Origin of the sequence: Tatumella citrea (genome assembly GCF_002163585.1) — a bacterium.
GTDB lineage: Bacteria > Pseudomonadota > Gammaproteobacteria > Enterobacterales > Enterobacteriaceae > Tatumella > Tatumella citrea.
In genome coordinates this window covers 1,279,886-1,300,499 of sequence record NZ_CP015579.1, presented here as the reverse complement: position 1 = coordinate 1,300,499, position 20,614 = coordinate 1,279,886, and the positions used below count along the sequence as shown (strand labels likewise).

Here is a 20,614-nt window from a genome sequence, read left to right as displayed (position 1 = left end):
CCCCTAAATCAGGCCGGATTATCGATATCCACAAAAATAACCTCCAGCCCCTGGGTCTCTGCTAACCATTCGCCAAGTGCTCTAACTCCACCACGTTCTGTTGCATGATGACCAGCGGCAAAAAAATGCAAGCCTCGCTCACGTGCAATATGAATCGTTTTCTCGGACACTTCCCCACTGATGAATGCATCGACACCGTAGTCCGCAGCATCGTCAATAAAACCCTGACCACCACCGGTACACCAGGCAACAGTCTGGATAACCTGTGGTGCATTATCTCCGCAATGCAACGGAGTACGACCAAGTTTCTCAGCGATCAGCGAGGCAAAAACCTCCCCGGAAAGTGGCGTTTCCAGTCGCCCAAAAGGCACCAGAGGCACAATTTCACCTTCCGGAATAATACCCAGAAGTTTTGCCAGTTGGGCATTATTTCCCAGCTCAGGATGAGCATCCAGCGGCAAATGCCATCCGTACATATTGATGTCATTCAGCAGTAATGTCCGCAACCGCTGACGTTTCATTCCCTTAATCAGTGGTGATTCATTTTTCCAGAAATACCCATGGTGAACAATCAACGCATCGGCCTGCAAACTGACCGCTTCATCCAGTAATGCCTGGCAGGCGGTCACCCCTGTGACCACTCTTTTGATCTCGCTACGTCCTTCAACCTGCATACCATTCGGGGCATAGTCACTGAAACTCTGGCTGTTCAGTTGCTGGTTAATTAATTGTTCAAGCCGGATATTATTCATGGTTTTTTTCCTGTGCTGATGTTCCGCCACGCTTTGCGGCCTCGAATGCTTTCAGAGTAGTCTGCCGTACCTGTCGGTGATCAACAATGGGTAGAGGATAATCCAAAGTTACCTGCTGTTTTTTTGCCCAGGCCTGAGGATCATGGATGGCTTTCCCCGGAATCATAGCCAGCTCAGGCACCCAGTGGCGTATAAAATCGCCCTGAGGATCAAATCGTTCTCCCTGAAGCTGTGGATTGAAAATCCGAAAATAAGGAGCGGCATCGGTGCCGGTTGATGCAGCCCATTGCCAGCCTCCGTTGTTTGCAGCGAGATCACCATCCAGCAACTGCGTCATAAAATAGCGTTCTCCCTCCCGCCAGTCTGCCAGCAGGTCTTTGACCAGAAAGCTGGCAACAATCATTCTCAGGCGATTATGCATCCACCCGGTCGCCCGCAGTTGTCGCATGCCTGCATCCACTATCGGAAAGCCGGTATTGCCCTGCTGCCATGCCAGCAGTTGCTCTTCATCCTGTCGCCATTGAATATGACGAGTCCAGTCAGTGAATGGCTGATGCCGGCACAACTGCGGATAAGCCACCAACAAATGGCGATAAAATTCACGCCAGAACAGTTCATTCAGCCAGACCGCTTCCGGTCCGCCGGAGAGTGCCTGAGGGTGATCGTGCAGAATGCGATACAGACACTGCCGGGCTGAAATTTGCCCTGTTGCCAGATAAGGAGACAGGGCACTGGTTCCGGCTAATGCCGGAAAATCTCTGTCCTTTGCATAATTCCGAATGGTTTGCTGGCTGAAACTACGCAACCGTTGCAGCGCCGCACGATGTCCGGGCGGAAATTGTTTTCGGTCATAATCACTGCTGTGTGGACTGAGTGACGGAATGGCATCGGCAGTGATATCTGATGGCAGTATTCTTGCCGCAGGCGCCGGATAGCATTCCGGTAGCTCCGCAGTTAAAGCATTAATCAGCGCTTTGCTGAACGGTGTATAAACATTATACATCGTGCCCTTACCCGTCAGGACACTGCCAGGCGGTAAAAGTGTCCCGTCCTGAAATCCCTGACAGATAATATCGTTATCTGATAATTCCTTCTCAGCCAGCCGGTCTCTTCGCTGTTCATTCAGTTCATACTGATAATTATAAAATAGCTGTGTCGCATGATACCTGATGCAGATTTCCTTCAGGCAACTGACACTGTCAGTAAAATTGTCTGCCGTGGCATATAACAGGGGGATTCCGAGTGAAAGCAGTTCCTCACTGAGTAATCTGAGTGCATCGGCCATAAACGCCAGTTGCCTTCCGGAAACATTATGCTGCTGCCACTGTTCCGGAGTGGCAATAAACAGTGCAATCACCCTTGCCTGCGGATCCTGACAGGCAGCATATAATGCCGGGTGGTCATGAAGTCGCAGATCATTTCTCAGCCAGACAAAATGGGTTTTCACGGTATCTCCTGTTGCGTTTTCCCTGCCTGAGCGTCAGGTAACCAGGGGAATAAAAATCGTTGTGAAGCCAGCCATGGATGAGGATATTCAGCCTGTAGATGACGCAATTCATCGATAGCAGCCGTTAAGGGCTGCAATCCGCGCCGGTATTGATCAATTGTCTCTGTCAGATGCTGGCGCCGTTGTCCCGTGATAAATGGCCTGAAGTAACCCTGCATATGCATCAATGCATTAGTGTTATCACGACGATTCGCCGGCAACATGAGTATCTGCATGAGTTTACGGCGATACTGCCGGGCAAACTCATTCAGACTACTGCTGGCCGCCACCCCGGCGACCAATGGTCCCAATTCACGGTACAGTGGCTGAGAATGAGCCAGCAACAACATCTTATAGTGACTGTGAAACTGGATTAATTTATGAGCCGTCAAAGGCTGCGCGCACATGGCATCGAATTCTGCCCGCGCGCAAACAGCCGCGATAAATGAGTGTCGCAGATCCGAATCCACTAATGCGTCGACAGTACAAAAAGGGATATCGTCGGGAAACCCGGACGGTAAAGATTGCTCAACGAGCATGCCATTAACCCTAAATTCCTCCTCTCCGGGAAATCCGACAATCGTCCCATCGTCTGCCAGCACAGTTTCTGCATTGTTTTCAGGGCGTTGTTTATGGCAGGCAACCGGCTGCAAACTGATCCCGGCAGGCAGCAGTGGTTGACTCCCTGCTACAATCCGCTGACTCTGCTCGTCGGAGAGCACGCCAATAATTAACGGTTCACTCATAAACTTGTACCATTTTATCTTCTTGTACAGGTTTACAGTATAATCATGCCAGAGATGAAAATCCTCTGTTGTACTGTTTTTTACAGACTATCCCTGAAGAATTTCAGACAAAAGCGAGTGCGGAGCCCGGTACAGGCCATTGAACAGATAAAATTCAGACAACAAAAAAGCGCCCGAAGGCGCTTTCTTTATAACAGTGTTAACTGTCAGGCATTTTTCAGAACTTCACTGACAATCTTAACAGCTTCCTGTTCGATTTTTTCACGATGCTCAGCACCCAGGAAGCTTTCACAATAAATTTTGTAAGCATCTTCGGTACCTGAGGGGCGGGCAGCGAACCAGCCGTTTTTGGTCATCACCTTCAGACCGCCAATCGAAGCACCGTTGCCAGGAGCCTCTGTCAGACGAGCGATAATTGGGTCACCTGCCAGAGTGTCAGCACTGACCATCTCCGGAGACAGCTTAGACAACACTGCTTTTTGTGCAGAACTGGCCGTCGCCTGGATACGGTTGTAGCTTGGAGAACCAAATTTAGCCGCCAGATTATCATAGTGCTGCTGCGGGTTCAGACCTGTCACTGCGGTAATTTCAGCAGCCAGCAGACACATAATGATGCCATCTTTATCGGTTGACCACGGTGTACCGTCAAAACGCAGGAACGAAGCACCGGCACTCTCTTCACCACCAAAGCCGAGGGTACCATCATATAACCCGTCCACGAACCACTTGAAGCCCACCGGAACTTCCACCAGCTTACGGCCTAAATCTTCAACCACCCGGTCAATCATGGCGCTGGAAACCAGCGTTTTTCCAACAGCTACATCGGCTGACCACTGTTTACGGTGACGGAACAGATAATCAATCGCTACAGCCAGGTAATGGTTCGGATTCATCAGCCCTGCAGGGGTAACAATTCCGTGACGGTCGTAGTCCGGATCGTTGGCAAAAGCTAAATCGAATTTGTCGCGCAAAGCCAGCAACCCTGCCATCGCGCACTCAGAAGAGCAATCCATGCGGATTACACCATCTTTATCCAGGTGCATAAAGCGGAAGGTCTGATCGATGGCATCGTTAACCAGGGTAATATTCAGCTGATAATGTTCGGCGATCCGTGGCCAGTAGCCAATGCCGGATCCACCCAGTGGATCAACACCGATGGTCAGGTTTGCTTTTTTGATCGCATCAAAGTCAATGATCTCAGCCAGACCTTCGATATAAGGCTGCACCAGATCCTGCTCACTAATCAGACCACTCTCGTAAGCCTGATTAAGCGTGAAACGTTTGACATCACGAAGGCCATCTTTAATCAGCTGATTGGCCCGTACTTCAACCACTTTCGTCACATTGGTATCAGCAGGTCCGCCATTAGGCGGATTGTATTTAATACCGCCATCATCCGGAGGATTATGAGACGGCGTAATCACAATACCGTCAGCCTGTGAACTGTGACGTTTATTATGTTCAAGAATCGCGTTAGAGACAGAAGGCGTTGGAGTATAACCGTTATCCTTCTGGATAATCACTTCAACACCGTTAGCCGTCAGAACTTCCAGTACCGAAAGTATCGCGGGTTCTGAAAGTGCATGAGTATCCTTACCAACATAGCAAGGCCCGGTAACGCCATTTTTTTTGCGTTCTTCAGCAATAGCCTGGGCGATAGCAAGGATATGAGTTTCGTTGAAACTGTGTCGGGCTGAACTGCCACGGTGACCGGAAGTACCAAACTTAACAGCATGCTCACTGTTAGCTGTATCCGGTTTCAGCACATAATATTGTGATGTAAGTTGTGCAACATTAATCAGGTCACTCTGCTGAGCAGGTTGCCCTGCTCTTGGGTGATTGGCCATGGCATTTCTCCCTAACGCTTATGTTCGGATTAGATAGTACCGCAAACTTTATCAGCGAGTTCCTGAGGGAACTTCATTGACTGCATAATATGTTCAATCATGCTGCACTTACGTCCGGTGTTGGTATTAGTAATAACCCAATACGGAGTTCCCGGAATATGTTTTGGCTTGGTGTGAGTACCATTCTGTAACAGTGTTTGTTCATCACCGGCAAAATAGACCCGGGTACGCCCCTGCATGGTGGTGGTTGCCAGCTGAAACTCCTGCGGTTCCAGTCGGTAAAGTGTTGACAACACCATCATAAACCGGTTAACCGCACGCTTCTGCTCTGCATATTCATCGGATAACAGCAGTTCACGTACTGTACGGACCCGATCCTGCGGACGAACATCACTGCGCACAGCAGCCAGTGCAGGTGCTTCATCCTTTTCCGCTTTGCCCTGATCGGAGCCAGAAACCGCCTGCTCAGAAACTTTCAGCATTCTGCGCAGAATATCAGAGGCACTTTCGCCAATATGACGTGTATGGCTGGCAATATAGCGATAAAGGTCATCGTCTACTTCAATCGTTTTCATCTTTTTCCGTACTGTTATGACTGAGGTAAAAATCCTGTAAACATCAGTATACCGGAAATTTCCGGGGATTCTGTGCGCGGTATTTTACCTGTTGATTATAAAATTAAACTCAGACCAGCCGGTAGCGCTGAATAGCGATTCCGTTAAAAGTCAGAAAATGCCCTAAAGATTTGCCGCTGAGTTCCTGAAAGATTAAACCATGATACCCTAAGCAAGCCTTTCCACTGTAAGAACTTTGCCATGATTTTAAACAGCCGTCTGCAAACTGAACAAATTGATGAAGAATCATCCCCGACCCTGCTGATTCATGGCCTGTTCGGCAGTCTGGACAATCTGGGAGTCCTGGCTCGTAGCCTGAAATCCCATACCCGGGTGTTACAGGTGGATGTCAGAAATCACGGCCACTCCCCACGTTCCACGGAAATGAGTTATGCCGCGATGGCCCGGGATATGGTGGATACGCTTGATCACCACCAGCTGGAACAGGTGGATGTAATAGGCCACTCAATGGGTGGTAAAATTGCGATGGCACTGGCCGCTCTCGCGCCACAGCGGGTGCGTCGGCTGATAATGATCGACATCGCTCCGGTGGATTATCAGGCCAGGCGACATGATGATATTTTTGCCGCACTGCGGGCAGTGACAGATGCTGCCGTTACACGCAGAGAATCGGCGGCAGAATTAATGCGCCCTATTCTCAATGATGAAATGGTGATCAGTTTTCTGCTGAAATCCTTCCATCAGGGGGAATGGTTATTTAACGTCCCGGTTCTCTGGGATAATTATGCCGCTATCACTGGCTGGGAGACCTGCCCTGCCTGGCCTGGCCCTGCCTTGTTTATTGCCGGTGGCTCCTCACCCTACCTGGATAACTGTTATCGTGCTGAATTACTGGCACAGTTTCCTCATGCAAAAGCATATATCGTTGCGGGTGCTGGACACTGGGTTCACGCAGAAAAACCGCAGGCAGTCATCAGCGCAGTACAACGTTTCCTGTCACTGAATGCGAAAACTCCGGAGTGATGCTGTATAAGTATTGGCGTCATTCATCGCACTGGAGTATGATTGCGCGCTAAATTTTTATCGTGTGCTTTTAACATGATAACTGTATTCATTCATCACTTTGCTGCGTGTATCTGATATAACGCAGGTGTCAGTTTCAAAAATCATGGCAAAAGAAAATACGGATCGTACCACGCTCGATTTGTTCGCCAACGAACGCCGGCCGGGACGTCCCAAAACCAGCCTGCTTTCGCGGGATGAGCAACTGCGGATAAATAAACGCAATCAGCTGAAACGAGATAAAGTCCGTGGATTGCAGCGGGTTGAACTTAAAATGAGCAGTGACATTGTCGATGCTCTGAATTCTCTGGCGGCAGAACAAAACCTGAGTCGAAGTGAGCTCATAGAACAAATCATTCTGGCGCAACTAAAACAGGGCTAGCCCGGGACAACCGCACTCAGGAACAAAACTGGCCGGTTTACAAGTTTCTCACACTACTCAGGTCTGCTATCATCTGCATATCTGTACTGAAATTACAATTATCTGAACTAAAGATTCAAGAGGTTATCCCCACATGGCAATCGTAGGCATCTTTTTTGGCAGCGATACCGGCAACACAGAAAACATCGCAAAAATGATCCAAAAACAATTGGGTAAAGACGTTGCTGAAGTGCACGACATCGCTAAAAGTACCAAAGAAGATTTGGAAGCTTTCGATATTCTGCTGCTGGGTATCCCAACCTGGTACTATGGAGAAGCACAGTGTGACTGGGATGATTTCTTTCCTACCCTGGAAGAAATTGATTTTAACGGTAAGCTGGTAGCGTTGTTTGGTTGTGGTGACCAGGAAGATTATGCGGAATATTTCTGTGACGCTCTGGGCACAATCCGCGACATTATTGAGCCGAACGGTGCAGTTATTGTCGGCCACTGGCCAACCGCCGGTTACCACTTCGAAGCCTCTAAAGGTCTGGCTGATGACAGTCATTTCCTGGGACTGGCCGTTGATGAAGATCGCCAGCCGGAATTAACCAGCCAACGTGTTAGTCAGTGGGTTAACCAGGTGGCAGAAGAGCTACAACTGAAAGAAATCCTCGACGCTTAATAGGGTTTTTCATCAGAATTGTGGTACTGTTAGCTTCAGGCACCTGCGGGAATGACTAAGATGACCAGTAGTTCCCGCATTAATTTCTTCAGCACGGACACGAATCTTTCATCTGTTCAGTGTATACAGACTGAACCGGACAGAAAGCAACGAACTGTCTGTTTTCTCTGCCAGTTACTTGCCTGGTGAGCATTTCACCCGGGGTGTTTTAAGGGCTGTAGTTTCAATTTTGGTGCATCAGTTCTATAATGAACTAAAAATTATAAGGTCATTACCAAACTTCAGGGCTTCTTGCCAAAGTCATTTTTCAAAAGTAACAGGACACAAACTGCATGACTGACAACAACTCCGCATTGAAGAAGGCTGGTCTGAAAGTGACGCTTCCGAGACTGAAAATTCTGGAAGTGCTTCAGGAACCAGAATGCCACCACGTCAGTGCGGAAGACTTGTACAAACGCCTGATTGATATGGGTGAAGAAATTGGCCTGGCCACTGTATATCGTGTGCTTAACCAGTTTGATGACGCGGGCATTGTAACGCGCCATAACTTCGAAGGCGGTAAGTCAGTTTTTGAATTGACTCAACAACAGCATCATGACCATTTAATTTGCCTCGATTGCGGTAAAGTGATTGAGTTCAGTGATGAGTCGATTGAACAACGCCAGCGTGAAATCGCTTCACGGTTTGGTATTAAGCTGACGAACCACAGCCTGTATCTGTACGGCCATTGTACCGAAGGCGATTGCCGCGAAGATGAGTCACTGCATAACGATAAATAATCAGAATCCGTTTTGATTATTCAGGCGATGAAGGGACTATTTTCTACCCGCAATACAGCCTGTACCTGATAAACCCGCACTTCGTTGCGGGTTTTTTGTTATCTGTTTCGGTATTAAAGAGTCCCCCGGGCCAGCTTACTTTTCGCTGTGCCAGCTGTTACTCCAGCGATGATAAAAACGTTTAAACGAGAGTAACCAACGTTTGGTTGCTGATGTACGGCATTGCTGAAAACAGCATTGGTCGTTATCTGTCATGGTCAACGGCACATTCCGGCTAAAGCGTTTCCCATCCGGACTGACTGATCGGACGAGTAAATCACCATTCACCGCCGGCACCTGCTGCGAATTATAACGCAACCATTGCCGGCCTCCATTAGTAGAAAATTCCACGTTGATTCCTGGCAGAGATGTATTTGCCAGCAAACAACCCGAACGAATTTCCGCTCCCGGCACCGGAATTCTGTATGCAATACCGCTGGCATCAAGCCGCGCAAGCACTGACTGACCCAACAGATTCGCAAATCTCTGCCAGTCACTATTCAATCGTCGCAGATCGACATGATGTGTTACGCCCTTCTCAAATCGCCTGCCCTGCTGATAATCCAGTTCCCAGTCAGCTTTATGCCATGCACGTTCAGCAACAGAAAATAACCTCGGATATAACCGGTATTCCATATCCTGATCGGAACGGACGACTTCACTCCAGACCTGTGCTGACATTCCATAAGCCCCGGGCCAGTGACCTTCTGATGTGGCGGCGAATACCTGCCCGTCACGATCTGTCGAAATTTCGGCATTCTGTGGCAAATTATCCGGGGTAAAACCGAAAATTTTCTGCTCATCACTATATCTTGTCGCCCAGTAATAACCAGGTTCCGCGCCGTTCACTTCATAAGGCATATCCAGATACAGATAATCCGGGTTAGAAACTATCACCTGATAGCCTTTATCTGCCCAGTCATTTACTGATTCAGCTCCGCCCCAGTACAGAGTATCCCAGAAGTTCAGGGCATTAGCCGGAGTGGCGAACTGTTGGTTATCACGATTCTCTTTCAGACCGTCCTGCCAGGCCTGAATCCCTTCCAGACCTTGTTTTTGCGCTATTTCACTGACCTGCAAAGCAAACCAGCCAGGCAATGCCTTTAAACTCGTCACCTGCCCGCTTTTCACCAACGATGCACATCGGGCAGATTTCGCCCAGGGTTGGTCCTGACGACTGAGGTTTCGCTGACCTTTACCTGCTTCAGGGTGTGCAACATCAGTATAGCCCGCCCCCAGATAGATATTTTTGGCTTCATCTCCGCCAAAATGCCAGCGGGTCAGGGGTTGCCCGGCCTCCCGATGCATTTGAATAATTTCCGACATCACCTTCTCAGTGAAGCGTAAGGTTGAAGGCAGGCAAGGATTCACAAAACTGGTCCTGTCATAAAACTGCACGGTGGTGACCTGAGAATTATCACCCTCATCCTGTAAGCGATACTCCATTGCCTGTAATGGTCTGCCTTCCGACATCAGTTTTTTATATCTCGCCTCCATTGAAATGACCGCTGCTCTGGCATGCGCAGGTATATCAATTTCCGGCATGATAAGAATCTGTCTGACAGCCGCATACTTCACTATATCGATATAGTCCTGACGAGTGAAATAGCCGCTGCCGGAGGTCGTGTTGTCCGGACCGGAACCCAACTGGGGTAGCAGACAGTGGGTTTCGCTCAGGTCATGGCAACGTTGCCCTCCAACCTGAGTGAGCCCGGGTAACCCCGGTATCTCAATTCGCCATCCTTCATCATCACTGAGATGCAAATGCAGGACATTGAGCTTGTATGCCGCCATCTGATCCAGGGTACGCAGAATAGCGGCTTTAGAATGAAAGTTTCTGGCAACATCAATGAAGATTCCGCGGTAAGCAAAACGAGGTGCATCATAGATTGTCATTACAGGAATTAGTGGTTCGCCCTGCAACGGAATCAGTTGCAATAATGATTGCAGGCCATAAAACACACCCTGTTCGTCATATCCGGTGACCAGGATTTTTTCCAGGGAAATTGCCAGCCGGTAGGCTCCTTGTTTTATTTTTTGCCCCTGAAATTCTGATGGTTCAATTTTTGTCTCTAACGGATAACCTTGCCCGGAAGTGATACCGGCAGATTTCAGTGCCTGATTCACCATGAGAGCAGTCTCTGCAGGTAGCGCTGTCAGATCTTCCTTAACTCCTTGTTTCAGATTAATATCTTTTTCACTTAATACCACCTGCAGCGGTGTAGGAATAATTTGACCACGCAATTCTTCGGGATCCAGCCAGCGTGTGTGCTGGTTTTTCTGATAACGATTCCCGGCGGTCATCAGGACATTGACATCAGATGTTGCCCGCCGCCACTGACTAAAGGGTACTTCAGCCATTTCCGTGAGCGAAGAAGTCGCAGTGGCCGCAATAACTTTTGGTGTACCGCTGCCCGAGGTGACATACCAGCGAGGTAATACATCACTCTGTGACACCTGCCAGTATTCATTAATCAGCGGCAATACGACTGCCTGCCCGGCCGGAAATCCGCGGAAGTTAGCCGTCGGTTCGATTTTGTGCAAATCCCCCACCAGATGAGTAACAGTAAACTGATCATTATCACTCTGTAGTACCTGACGAATTCCGGAAAAGTAAATTGCCCAGTCATTATCTCTGAGAGTGACTCCGGGATTGACCAGAGTAATTGTCGCCCGGTAACAGCTGCCCCAGTCCCCGCCCAGAGCCGCACAATCCACGCCATGACTGGAGGCCAGGTTGTCCTGCACAGAAAATTTAACCGAAAAACGGCTAATAGCATCAATTGTCTTCTGGTCTGCTTGGGCAGCGCCACCCAACAACAGCGCACTTACCGTGCCTGCCAGCAGACATTTTGGATTGATTCTCATGAGTCATCCTTAATTCATGGAGTTAATGTTTTTCTGGCCTGATTTCTTTACTTACCTGGTCACAACGGATGATGGCATCTTCATCATCACCACTTTTCAGCGTATTGATACAAATCTGGTAATCGAGCGGGCTGACCGTTTCTGTGTTTTCGGTTGCTCCTGCCATCCGGGATTGCTGACAGCCTGTCAGCCCCGCCAGGGTAAAAAAACAGATCAAATATTTCATTGTCATTCCTTAACAGAGAAAAATTAAATCAGCCGGAAAGGGATCATCATTAGAAGTTTTACATCACGCTCATCCTGGAACAGATTGCCATATCCTCCGGCACCTCCGGGGATCGAAGAATGGTTGTTGTATTGAGTAAAATGAAGTTTGAACAGCGTGCCTTTAGCCCTGCCCTGTTGAACAGTGTATAACCCGTCAAGGCTCCATGCGGATTCGCTGATTTTGTTTCCCTTACGGTACCAGTAATCCGGAGAATCCATCACTGATGCAGGTTTAGCATTCCAGCCATAAGCAATTGAGGCACCTACTGCCCAACCTGGCAGCTGCCAGTGGCTGAGATCATACATCGCACTAATAAACAGAGCTTTTTCACCGTTAGCATTAAAGTCGGAACGGTTATCCCACCAGATATCCATACGCCCGTTTGATGAAGCATAGGTGGGTGTCATTCTCTGCAGAAAATAACCTTGCCTGCCTTCGGCTTTGACCGCGGTGGCTTCAAGACGCAGATCCAGCTGCCCCAACCGGTAACCCAGCGTTAAAGCCTGCAACCATGCAGTGCCATCATATAACTGGTTTTCGCCCTGCTGACCCGAATAATTTTGTGAGCCGTAAAACTGATAACTGCTGTTCAGTGGACTACCGGCCAGATAGAATGAATAGCTGGTTTTGACCAGAAACTGACGGGTATAATTTTTAGCTTCTCCATAGGCTGCTTCCAGGATCAGACCGTTTTTAAGGGAATATTTCGCCCCTAAAGAATGCAACCAGGCTATCTTTGAATGACGATCATTCTTATAGAATCTGTCCATCTCAAGGTGCCAGGGGGATTTATAGCGATTGGCCCACATATACGAAAATTTCAGATTACCGGCGGCAGCATAATCAAAGTCAGCTCCAACTTCGGCTCCCTGATAAGTGCCTGGCAACAAACTCCAGTGGGGAGCCAGTAAGGTTTGACCTTCCGGCTGAATATAGCCAGCGTGCAAATTAAACCAGTCATGATGTATTTTTGCGGCGGCTTTATACAGGCTCAACCCGCTCTTATCACCTCTCCAGTCCTCAGAATAGGCACGGTTGGCTGATGAGAAAGCTATTTCATTCGGGTGTCCACTCTCGCCGGCCTCAGTCATTTCTATTGCGGTGAAAGCAGCCAGATCAATACCAAAAACTCCGGATACATAGCCTGAAGAAAAATCCAGATTACCGTTCCATGTACCGTGTGAAAGGTTAGTTCTGTATTTTCCGTCGGATAAGTCTCTTCGTTCCCGCTCTCGTTGCCAGTAGTAGATATTTCCGGTCAGCTGACTGTCATCGATAAATCCTGCAGCGTTTACTGGCGGTGCCAGACTGATTCCACAGCTGACAGTGAAGAGTGACAGGGTTAAGATCTTAAAATTGCGGGTGTTGTCAGTCATATCGTGGATCCTTCCCGATAATTCTTGCCTGCGGATTGATAATTTAGCAGCCATCTTTCCTGACAGCCGCGATGTGCTCACACCTGATAATAAGTTATCACTTCAAGATTATTTTTCGCGATGCGAATTATCAATCAGATTTTTACCGCAGTTTCAAATACCTGATACTGTTCACAAAACAGACAAAAGGGAGATTTCTATTAAAATCAACGGGATAATTAGCGTAAATTTCAGCAGGAATAATGGAATATATGAAGATTGTGATCGTATTTATATCAAAAAAAACGCCACAATCGTGGCGTTTTTAGGTCAGTCACTGCAATCAGGCGTCAACTTTTGCCCAGGTATCCCGCAGGCCTACCGTGCGGTTAAAGACTAATTTTTCAGGGCCAGAGTAAACACTGTCCGCGCAAAAATAACCTTCACGCTCAAACTGATAAGAGAAAGAAGCTTCAGCGTTTTTCAGGCTCTGTTCTGCATATCCCTGACGGATCTGCAAAGAATCAGGGTTAATCGCGGATAAGAAGTCCTCTTCTGCTCCAGGATTTGGAACACTGAATAACCGGTCATACAGACGGAATTCAGCGGGGACTCCCGCAGCCACAGATACCCAGTGGATCACACCTTTCACTTTACGGCCATCGGCAGGATCTTTACTTAATGTATCAATATCACACTGGCAGTAGATGGCAGTAATGTTGCCCTCTGCATCTTTTTCTGCCCGCTCCGCTTTGATTACGTAAGCATTACGCAGACGAACTTCTTTACCCGTTACCAGACGCTTGTACTGCTTATTCGCTTCCTCACGGAAATCAGCGCGGTCAATCCACACTTCGCGGCTGAAGATCACCTCACGGGTCCCCATTTCCGGACGATTAGGATGATTCGGCATGGTCAGGACTTCAGTATGCCCTTCCGGCAGGTTTTCAATAATGACACGCACAGGATCAAGCACTGCCATTGCCCGTGGAGCATTTTCGTTCAGATCATCACGAATACAGGATTCCAGTGACGCCATCTCAACGATATTATCCTGTTTAGTCACACCGATACGACGGCAGAACTCACGGACAGCAGAAGCTGTATAACCACGACGACGCAAACCTGACACGGTCAGCATACGTGGGTCATCCCATCCTTCCACGACTTTCTCAGACACCAGCTGAGTCAGTTTCCGTTTTGACATTACTGCATATTCAAGATTAAGCCGTGAGAACTCATACTGACGCGGGTGGACTTCAATAGAAATATTATCCAGCACCCAGTCATACAGACGACGGTTATCCTGAAATTCCAGCGTACACAGTGAATGAGTAATCCCTTCCAGCGCATCCGAAATACAGTGGGTGAAGTCATACATCGGGTAGATGCACCACGCATTTCCGGTTTGATGGTGTTCAGCAAACTTAATCCGGTACAGTACCGGGTCGCGCATGACCATAAAGCTGGAAGCCATATCGATTTTAGCGCGCAGGCAGGCAGTACCTTCGGCAAAACCACCGTTACGCATTTTTTCGAACAGCGCCAGATTCTCTTCAGGCGAACGATCACGGTAAGGGCTGTTTTTACCCGGAGAGGTCAGTGAACCACGATATTCACGAATCTGATCGGCAGAAAGTTCATCAACATAAGCCAGCCCTTTCTGAATCAGTTCTGTCGCGTAGTGATATAACTGATCAAAATAGTCTGAAGAATAATGAATCTGACCGTTCCACTGGTAGCCCAGCCACTGCACATCGCGTTTAATGGACTCAACAAACTCTACGTCTTCTTTGACAGGGTTAGTGTCATCGAAACGCAAATTACATTGTCCCTGATAGTCCTCGGCAATTCCAAAGTTCAGACAAATGGATTTTGCATGACCAATGTGCAGATAGCCATTCGGCTCGGGTGGAAAACGTGTATGCACAGTGTTGTGCTTACCGCTCGCCAAATCTTCGTCAATTATCTGACGAATAAAGTTAGTTGGGCGGGCTTCAGCCTCACTCATCTCAATTTCCTCAGTACGTAGATCAGGGTAATTTACCCATAACAGTTAACGGATATGATCCACAAAGCGACACCGGGAAACAACCGTTTGTTGATAAACAAAGATAAAAAAAGGCAGGAATTGCTTCCTGCCTGATAACTACCGGGGCTAAATCAGCCTTTTATCTCATAAATGGCTGTTTCACCTGCAACTACATGACTGCCTGCCAGGAGTTTCAGCCCGCTATAGTCTTCGATATTGCTGACCACCACCGGACTCACCATAGATTTCGCATGAGTGTTCAGATAATCCAGGTCCATTTCCAGTACCGGCTGACCGGTGACCACGTTGTCACCTTCATTAATCAGACAGGTGAAGCCCTGCCCCTGTAAAGCAACAGTATCCAGCCCCATATGAACAATCACTTCAACCCCTTCATCCGAAATGAGGCAAAACGCATGATGGGTTTCAAAGATTTTTACCACCGTACCGTTCAGAGGTGCCACTACGGTCCCACTGTCAGGTATGATAGCCAGCCCGTCACCAACAGCTTTAGAGGCAAAGGCTTCATCCGGGACTTGTTCCAGGGCGACCACTTCACCACTGACCGGGGCCACCAGCGTAGCGACAACCGGTAAAGAAACATTACGTACGGCCTGAACCGGTGTTGATACTTTCTGGCTGCTTTCCTGGGCTACCGGGCCACCCACTGCGGATACCGGACCTTTGCTCAGCACCGTTTTCATGGCTCTGGCAATACTCTCAGCCTGAGTACCCACCACAATCTGAATACTTTGCTTATTCAGCCGGATGACACCTGCCGCTCCCAGCTTTTTAGCCAGAGAGTCGTTAACCTGATCGGCATCTGCCACATTCAGTCGTAAGCGGGTAATACAGGCATCGATATTCGTCAGATTGTCTGATCCGCCGACAGCACCAATATAACGGCGCGCCAGAGTTTCAGTGTCTGATTCGTTGCTGGTGGAATGGTCAACATCTTCATCATAACCGTCAGCCTCATCGCCGCTCACCGCCAGCTCCCGTCCTGGCGTTTTCAAATCAAATTTGATGATGGTGTAACGGAACACGACATAGTAAATAACGAAGAACACCAGCCCCTGAGGTATCAGCATATACCAGTGTGTCGCCAGCGGATTACGGGTAGACAACGCCAGATCCACCAATCCCGCACTGAAACCAAAACCGGCAATCCAGTGCATTGATGCTGCGATGAACACCGAAATTCCGGTCAGTACCGCGTGAATCACGTATAACACCGGTGCAACGAACATAAATGAAAACTCAAGGGGTTCGGTGATCCCGGTAAAAAAGGCGGCAAAAGCTGCGGCCAGCATGATACTGCCCACTTTTGCACGGTTCTCAGGACGAGCACACTGCCAGATTGCCAGCGCAGCTCCCGGCAGGCCGAACATCATTATCGGGAAGAATCCTGCCTGATAACGACCAGTGATCCCGACGATACCCGTACCATTAGCAATAGATTCAGCACCACCCAGAAATTTAGGAATATCATTAATCCCTGCAACATCAAACCAGAACACAGAGTTCAGCGCATGATGCAAACCGACAGGAATCAACAAACGGTTAAAGAAAGCATAGATGCCCGCCCCTGCAGCACCCATTTTCTGAATATGTTCGCCAAATGATACCAGCCCACCAAAAATAACCGGCCAGACGTACATCAGAATAAACGCGACCACAATCATCAGGAAAGAAACGAGGATCGGAACCAACCGGCGGCCACTAAAAAAGGACAGAGCTTTCGGTAATTCAACATGGCTAAACCGGTTATAGACTTCTGCCGATAGTATGCCCACCAGAATACCGACGAACTGATTATTAATTTTACCAAATGCGGCAGGCACCTGATCGACAGGGATTTTCTGAATCATTGCCACCGCGGCAGGTGAACAGAGTGTTGTCACTACCAGAAAACCGACAAATCCGGTCAGTGCAGCAGAACCATCTTTATCTTTTGATAAGCCGTAAGCTACCCCGATAGCAAATAGTACCGACATATTATCGATAATTGCAGAACCGGATTTAATCAGCAAAGCAGCTAATGCATTACCGGCTCCCCAGGCATCCGGATCCAGCCAGTAACCGACCCCCATCAGGATGGCGGCGGCGGGCAGAGTTGCTACCGGCACCATCAGTGCACGCCCGACCTTTTGTAAATAACCAAGTATTTTCACCAAATTCCCCCTTAACACAGGCTGTAAGACGCATATGCCCGCTGAACTCCAGGCTTCAGACGTTCAGACAGTGCCAGCATGTAAACTCTGTCATTGAGTGTATGTAGTTTTTAATTCGCTTCGCAAATTAATTCCCAGTTTATCGTGACAAGGATCAACAAAAACCACTTTGCAAGATGGATGCCACTAGCAATAAACCAGCACTTATTTTATGATTTTAATTATCGATACAGCATCCCGAACACGGTGCTATTGTGTCAGATGTTAAGCCACCGGCCACCGGCACAACCTCACCGTTTACCGATTTACACACTAAATTGAGGTAATGTATGAGACTTATCCCGCTGGAAAGCTCCGCCAGTGTTGCTCGCTGGGCAGCCAGATATATCGCCCAACGAATTAACGCTTTTCGCCCAACCGCTGACCGCCCTTTCGTTCTCGGCCTGCCAACAGGCAGTACGCCCCAGCAAACTTACAAAGTTTTGATAGAAATGCACCAAAAAGGTGAGGTCAGCTTCAAAAATGTCGTCACCTTTAATATGGACGAATATGTCGGGCTACCTGTTGATCATCCGGAAAGCTATCATACCTTTATGTATCAGAATTTTTTTGATCATATTGATATTCCCGCTGAAAACATTAATTTACTGAATGGTACTGCAACGGATGTAGATGCAGAGTGCCGCCGTTATGAAGATAAAATTCGTCAGTACGGTAAAATTCATCTGTTTATGGGTGGTGTAGGCAACGACGGACATATTGCCTTTAATGAACCCGCCTCTTCTCTGGCATCAAGAACACGGATTAAAACCCTGACTCATGAAACCCGGGTGGCCAATTCCCGCTTCTTTGGGGGAGATGTGAATCTGGTACCTAAACATGCTCTGACGGTGGGCGTCGGTACCTTGCTGGAAGCTGAAGAAGTGATGATCCTGGTGAACGGACAGGTAAAAGCTCAGGCCCTGCAGGCTGCCGTTGAAGGGAATGTTAACCATATGTGGACCATCAGCTGCCTGCAACTTCATGAGAAATCGATTATCGTCTGCGACGAACCGGCTACCCAGGAACTCAAAGTTAAAACAGTGAAGTACTTCCGTGAAATGGAAGCCGACAATATTAAAGATATTTAACTCAGCAAGTAATGCAGATAATCAATGCCTGTGATTGCTACCAGGCGTTGGCTATCTCGTGGAGAAACCCGAATGTACGCTTTAGTCAATGGCCGGATTTATACCGGATACCAGGTGCTTGATGATCATGCGGTAGTGATCAACAACGGACTGATTGAACAGCTCTGCCCTGTCAGCCAGTTACCGGAAAATACCCGTCGCTGTGATGTTGACGGAGCCATTATTTCTCCCGGCTTTATCGATCTGCAGCTGAATGGTTGCGGAGGCGTGCAGTTCAATGATGAGTTATCAGCCCTGAGTATCGAAACTCTGGATATCATGCAACGTGCTAACGAAAAGTCAGGCTGCACCAGCTTTCTGCCAACGCTTATCACCAGCACCGACGAAATGATTCATAAAGCCGTCGACACCATGCAACAATGGCTGGCGCAGCGCAAAAATCAGGCTTTGGGATTGCACATAGAAGGCCCATGGCTGAATAAAGCCAAAAAAGGGACACATAACCAGGATCTTATTCGCCCCTGCTCACCGGAGCTTTTAAAATTCCTTTGTGATAACGCCGATGCCATCTGTCAGATTACCCTGGCCCCGGAAAATGTCAGTAGCCAGGATATTCGCGCATTATGCGAAGCCGGAATCGTGGTTTCCGCCGGGCACTCTAATGCAACCTATAAGGAAGCGATAGCTGGATTTGATGCCGGTATTACCAGCGCAACCCATCTGTATAATGCGATGAGTGCCGCTGTCGGACGCGAGCCAGGTCTGGCGGGAGCTATTTTTGATGCACCACAAGTCTTTTGTGGAGTGATTGCCGACGGGTTGCATGTTCACTACGCAAATATCAGAAATGCTAAACATCTGAAAGGCGATAAGTTGATCCTCGTCACAGATGCGACCGCTCCGGCGGGAGCTGATATAGAACAGTTCATTTTTGCCGATAAAACAATATACTATCGTGACGGCTTGTGTGTGGATGAAAATGGTACGCTGAGTGGTTCTTCTCTGACCATGATTGAGGCTGTACGTAACAGCGTTGAACATATCGGTATCTCTCTGGAAGAGACTCTGAGAATGGCAACCCTTTATCCGGCCCGCGCCATGGGTGTTGAAAAACAGCTGGGGACAATTCAGCAAGGTAAAGTTGCTAACCTGACTGTATTTTCACGTGAGTTTAAAATATTAAAAACCATCGTTAATGGTAACGAGGTTTTCAGCGGGTAAGTATTTAATGGGCACTGGCAGACAGACGCAAATTGGCAACATTGATCTTGTAAAGCAGTTAAACAGCGCAGCAGTCTATCGGCTGATTGATCAGGAAGGGCCAATATCCCGTATCCAGATAGCAGAGATAAGCCAGCTTGCCCCCGCCAGTGTCACAAAAATAACCCGTCAGCTGATTGAGCGTGGTCTGATTAAAGAAGTTGATCAGCAAGCCTCAACCGGAGGACGCAGGGCCATTTCCATTGTCACCGAAAGCCGGGGTTTTCATACCATTGCGGTACGATTAGGGCGCCAGGATGCGACCCTGGCCCTGTTTGACCTTGGCGGCCATTTGCTAACCGAACAGCACTACCCTATTGACCAGACCGACCAACAGGCGGTTGAACAGGCGTTGTTTGCCGCGATTGAGGCATTTATTTCACAGCAACAATCCCTGCTGGATGAACTGATCGCTATTTCAGTAATTCTGCCCGGGCTGGTTGATCCAGTGCAGGGGATTGTGCGTTTCATGCCGCATATTGGTAAAACCAACTGGCCTCTGGTGAGTAACCTTACCGCCCGGTTTAATACTGCCAGCTTTGTCGGCCACGATATTCGCAGTCTGGCACTTGCTGAACACTACTTTGGTGCAACCCGCGACTGTGCTGATTCACTGTTAGTTCGCATTCACCGTGGAACCGGTGCCGGTATCATCGTTAATGGCAATATTTTCCTCGGTACCAACGGAAATGTCGGGGAAATTGGGCATATTCAGGTCGATCCGCTGGGGGAACGCTGCTACTGCGGTAATTTTGGCTGCCTGGAAACCATCGCCTCAAATAGTGCCATCCTGCAAAAAGCGAAAGCGCTGGTTGCCCAGGGGTATCCTGGCAAACTGAAACAGTCGTCCATGACTATCTCTGATATTTGCCAGGCAGCCAATCAGGGCGATGCCCTGGCTCAGGGATTAATTAAAGAGGTGGGTACTCATCTTGGTAAAGCGCTGGCGATTGCCATTAATATGTTTAATCCGCAAAAAGTGGTGCTGGCTGGCGAATTAACGGAAGCGGAGTCTGTCCTGTTCCCGGTGATCCAGCGTTGCATTGATACCCAGGCTTTGAGCGATTTTCGTCAAAATCTGCCGGTCGTACGTTCACAACTGGATAATCGTTCAGCTATCGGCGCTTTTGCCCTGGCTAAGCGCGCTATGCTCAATGGCGTTCTGCTCCAGCATTTACTCGAAGAATAATTTATC

The 20,614-nt window shown here is 48.4% G+C and carries 17 protein-coding genes; 7 read left to right on the top strand and 10 right to left on the bottom strand.

Annotated features, from left to right (window positions below):
• Positions 1-8: 8 nt before the first annotated feature.
• The 5 genes from A7K98_RS06225 to seqA all read right to left on the bottom strand — a co-directional run bounded on the left by A7K98_RS06225 (position 9) and on the right by seqA (position 5,406).
• Positions 9-752 carry a type 2 GTP cyclohydrolase I gene (locus A7K98_RS06225; protein ID WP_087487774.1) on the bottom strand — a complete coding sequence of 248 codons (744 nt, stop codon included), beginning with the start codon at positions 750-752 and terminating at the stop codon, positions 9-11.
• Complete coding sequence (phrB, locus tag A7K98_RS06220; RefSeq protein WP_087487773.1) at positions 745-2,199, bottom strand: deoxyribodipyrimidine photo-lyase; 1,455 nt, start codon at positions 2,197-2,199, stop codon at positions 745-747. Before phrB ends, A7K98_RS06225 begins: the two co-directional genes overlap by 8 nt.
• Positions 2,196-2,984, bottom strand: coding sequence for a YbgA family protein (locus tag A7K98_RS06215; RefSeq protein WP_087487772.1), 789 nt, complete (start codon positions 2,982-2,984; stop codon positions 2,196-2,198). Before A7K98_RS06215 ends, phrB begins: the two co-directional genes overlap by 4 nt.
• 206 nt (positions 2,985-3,190) lie before the next feature.
• The gene (pgm, locus tag A7K98_RS06210) at positions 3,191-4,831 is read right to left on the bottom strand and encodes a phosphoglucomutase (alpha-D-glucose-1,6-bisphosphate-dependent) (protein ID WP_087487771.1); all 1,641 of its coding nucleotides are present in this window, start codon (positions 4,829-4,831) and stop codon (positions 3,191-3,193) included.
• 29 nt (positions 4,832-4,860) lie between these two features.
• Positions 4,861-5,406, bottom strand: a complete 546-nt coding sequence (seqA, locus tag A7K98_RS06205) for a replication initiation negative regulator SeqA (protein ID WP_087487770.1) — start codon at positions 5,404-5,406, stop codon at positions 4,861-4,863.
• Positions 5,407-5,646: 240 nt separating this feature from the next.
• Here seqA and ybfF point away from each other — a divergent pair, with 240 nt between their 5' ends.
• From ybfF to fur, 4 genes are all read left to right on the top strand, one after another.
• Positions 5,647-6,429 carry an esterase gene (ybfF, locus tag A7K98_RS06200; protein WP_087487769.1) on the top strand — a complete coding sequence of 261 codons (783 nt, stop codon included), beginning with the start codon at positions 5,647-5,649 and terminating at the stop codon, positions 6,427-6,429.
• A 145-nt stretch (positions 6,430-6,574) separates the two neighbouring features.
• Positions 6,575-6,850 carry a LexA regulated protein gene (gene ybfE, locus A7K98_RS06195; protein WP_087487768.1) on the top strand — a complete coding sequence of 92 codons (276 nt, stop codon included), beginning with the start codon at positions 6,575-6,577 and terminating at the stop codon, positions 6,848-6,850.
• 133 nt (positions 6,851-6,983) lie between these two features.
• Positions 6,984-7,514: a flavodoxin FldA gene (gene fldA, locus A7K98_RS06190; RefSeq protein WP_087487767.1), complete on the top strand. Its 531-nt coding sequence runs from the start codon at positions 6,984-6,986 to the stop codon at positions 7,512-7,514.
• 332 nt (positions 7,515-7,846) lie between these two features.
• Positions 7,847-8,293 (top strand): ferric iron uptake transcriptional regulator, encoded by a 447-nt coding sequence (gene fur, locus A7K98_RS06185; protein WP_087487766.1) that lies wholly within the window; start codon positions 7,847-7,849, stop codon positions 8,291-8,293.
• A gap of 135 nt (positions 8,294-8,428) precedes the next feature.
• Here fur and A7K98_RS06180 read toward each other — a convergent pair whose 3' ends face one another.
• The 5 genes from A7K98_RS06180 to nagE all read right to left on the bottom strand — a co-directional run bounded on the left by A7K98_RS06180 (position 8,429) and on the right by nagE (position 17,023).
• Entirely contained in the window at positions 8,429-11,200 is a 2,772-nt protein-coding gene (locus tag A7K98_RS06180; protein ID WP_087487765.1) for a family 20 glycosylhydrolase, read from the bottom strand.
• A gap of 22 nt (positions 11,201-11,222) precedes the next feature.
• Complete coding sequence (gene chiQ, locus A7K98_RS06175; protein WP_087487764.1) at positions 11,223-11,426, bottom strand: ChiQ/YbfN family lipoprotein; 204 nt, start codon at positions 11,424-11,426, stop codon at positions 11,223-11,225.
• A gap of 23 nt (positions 11,427-11,449) precedes the next feature.
• Entirely contained in the window at positions 11,450-12,844 is a 1,395-nt protein-coding gene (locus A7K98_RS06170; RefSeq protein ID WP_087487763.1) for an OprD family outer membrane porin, read from the bottom strand.
• Positions 12,845-13,166: 322 nt separating this feature from the next.
• Positions 13,167-14,834, bottom strand: coding sequence for a glutamine--tRNA ligase (glnS, locus tag A7K98_RS06165; protein WP_087487762.1), 1,668 nt, complete (start codon positions 14,832-14,834; stop codon positions 13,167-13,169).
• A gap of 152 nt (positions 14,835-14,986) precedes the next feature.
• The gene (gene nagE, locus A7K98_RS06160; RefSeq protein ID WP_087490387.1) at positions 14,987-17,023 is read right to left on the bottom strand and encodes an N-acetylglucosamine-specific PTS transporter subunit IIBC; all 2,037 of its coding nucleotides are present in this window, start codon (positions 17,021-17,023) and stop codon (positions 14,987-14,989) included.
• A 335-nt stretch (positions 17,024-17,358) separates the two neighbouring features.
• Here nagE and nagB point away from each other — a divergent pair, with 335 nt between their 5' ends.
• The 3 genes from nagB to nagC all read left to right on the top strand — a co-directional run bounded on the left by nagB (position 17,359) and on the right by nagC (position 20,608).
• Complete coding sequence (gene nagB, locus A7K98_RS06155) at positions 17,359-18,159, top strand: glucosamine-6-phosphate deaminase (protein WP_087487761.1); 801 nt, start codon at positions 17,359-17,361, stop codon at positions 18,157-18,159.
• A 72-nt stretch (positions 18,160-18,231) separates the two neighbouring features.
• A complete protein-coding gene (nagA, locus tag A7K98_RS06150) occupies positions 18,232-19,380 on the top strand; it encodes an N-acetylglucosamine-6-phosphate deacetylase (protein WP_087487760.1) in 1,149 nt (382 codons plus the stop codon).
• Between the two features lie 7 nt (positions 19,381-19,387).
• Complete coding sequence (gene nagC, locus A7K98_RS06145; RefSeq protein ID WP_087487759.1) at positions 19,388-20,608, top strand: DNA-binding transcriptional regulator NagC; 1,221 nt, start codon at positions 19,388-19,390, stop codon at positions 20,606-20,608.
• Positions 20,609-20,614 lie beyond the last annotated feature (6 nt).

Excerpts from the sequence above, each read along its gene's own strand:
- A7K98_RS06225 (WP_087487774.1), bottom strand. The coding sequence starts at position 752 with ATGAATAATATCCGGCTTGAACAATTAATTAACCAGCAACTGAACAGC.
- A7K98_RS06215 (WP_087487772.1), bottom strand. The coding sequence starts at position 2,984 with ATGAGTGAACCGTTAATTATTGGCGTGCTCTCCGACGAGCAGAGTCAG.
- pgm (WP_087487771.1), bottom strand. The coding sequence starts at position 4,831 with ATGGCCAATCACCCAAGAGCAGGGCAACCTGCTCAGCAGAGTGACCTG.
- seqA (WP_087487770.1), bottom strand. The coding sequence starts at position 5,406 with ATGAAAACGATTGAAGTAGACGATGACCTTTATCGCTATATTGCCAGC.
- ybfF (WP_087487769.1), top strand. The coding sequence starts at position 5,647 with ATGATTTTAAACAGCCGTCTGCAAACTGAACAAATTGATGAAGAATCA.
- ybfE (WP_087487768.1), top strand. The coding sequence starts at position 6,575 with ATGGCAAAAGAAAATACGGATCGTACCACGCTCGATTTGTTCGCCAAC.
- fldA (WP_087487767.1), top strand. The coding sequence starts at position 6,984 with ATGGCAATCGTAGGCATCTTTTTTGGCAGCGATACCGGCAACACAGAA.
- fur (WP_087487766.1), top strand. The coding sequence starts at position 7,847 with ATGACTGACAACAACTCCGCATTGAAGAAGGCTGGTCTGAAAGTGACG.
- A7K98_RS06180 (WP_087487765.1), bottom strand. The coding sequence starts at position 11,200 with ATGAGAATCAATCCAAAATGTCTGCTGGCAGGCACGGTAAGTGCGCTG.
- chiQ (WP_087487764.1), bottom strand. The coding sequence starts at position 11,426 with ATGAAATATTTGATCTGTTTTTTTACCCTGGCGGGGCTGACAGGCTGT.
- A7K98_RS06170 (WP_087487763.1), bottom strand. The coding sequence starts at position 12,844 with ATGACTGACAACACCCGCAATTTTAAGATCTTAACCCTGTCACTCTTC.
- glnS (WP_087487762.1), bottom strand. The coding sequence starts at position 14,834 with ATGAGTGAGGCTGAAGCCCGCCCAACTAACTTTATTCGTCAGATAATT.
- nagB (WP_087487761.1), top strand. The coding sequence starts at position 17,359 with ATGAGACTTATCCCGCTGGAAAGCTCCGCCAGTGTTGCTCGCTGGGCA.
- nagA (WP_087487760.1), top strand. The coding sequence starts at position 18,232 with ATGTACGCTTTAGTCAATGGCCGGATTTATACCGGATACCAGGTGCTT.
- nagC (WP_087487759.1), top strand. The coding sequence starts at position 19,388 with ATGGGCACTGGCAGACAGACGCAAATTGGCAACATTGATCTTGTAAAG.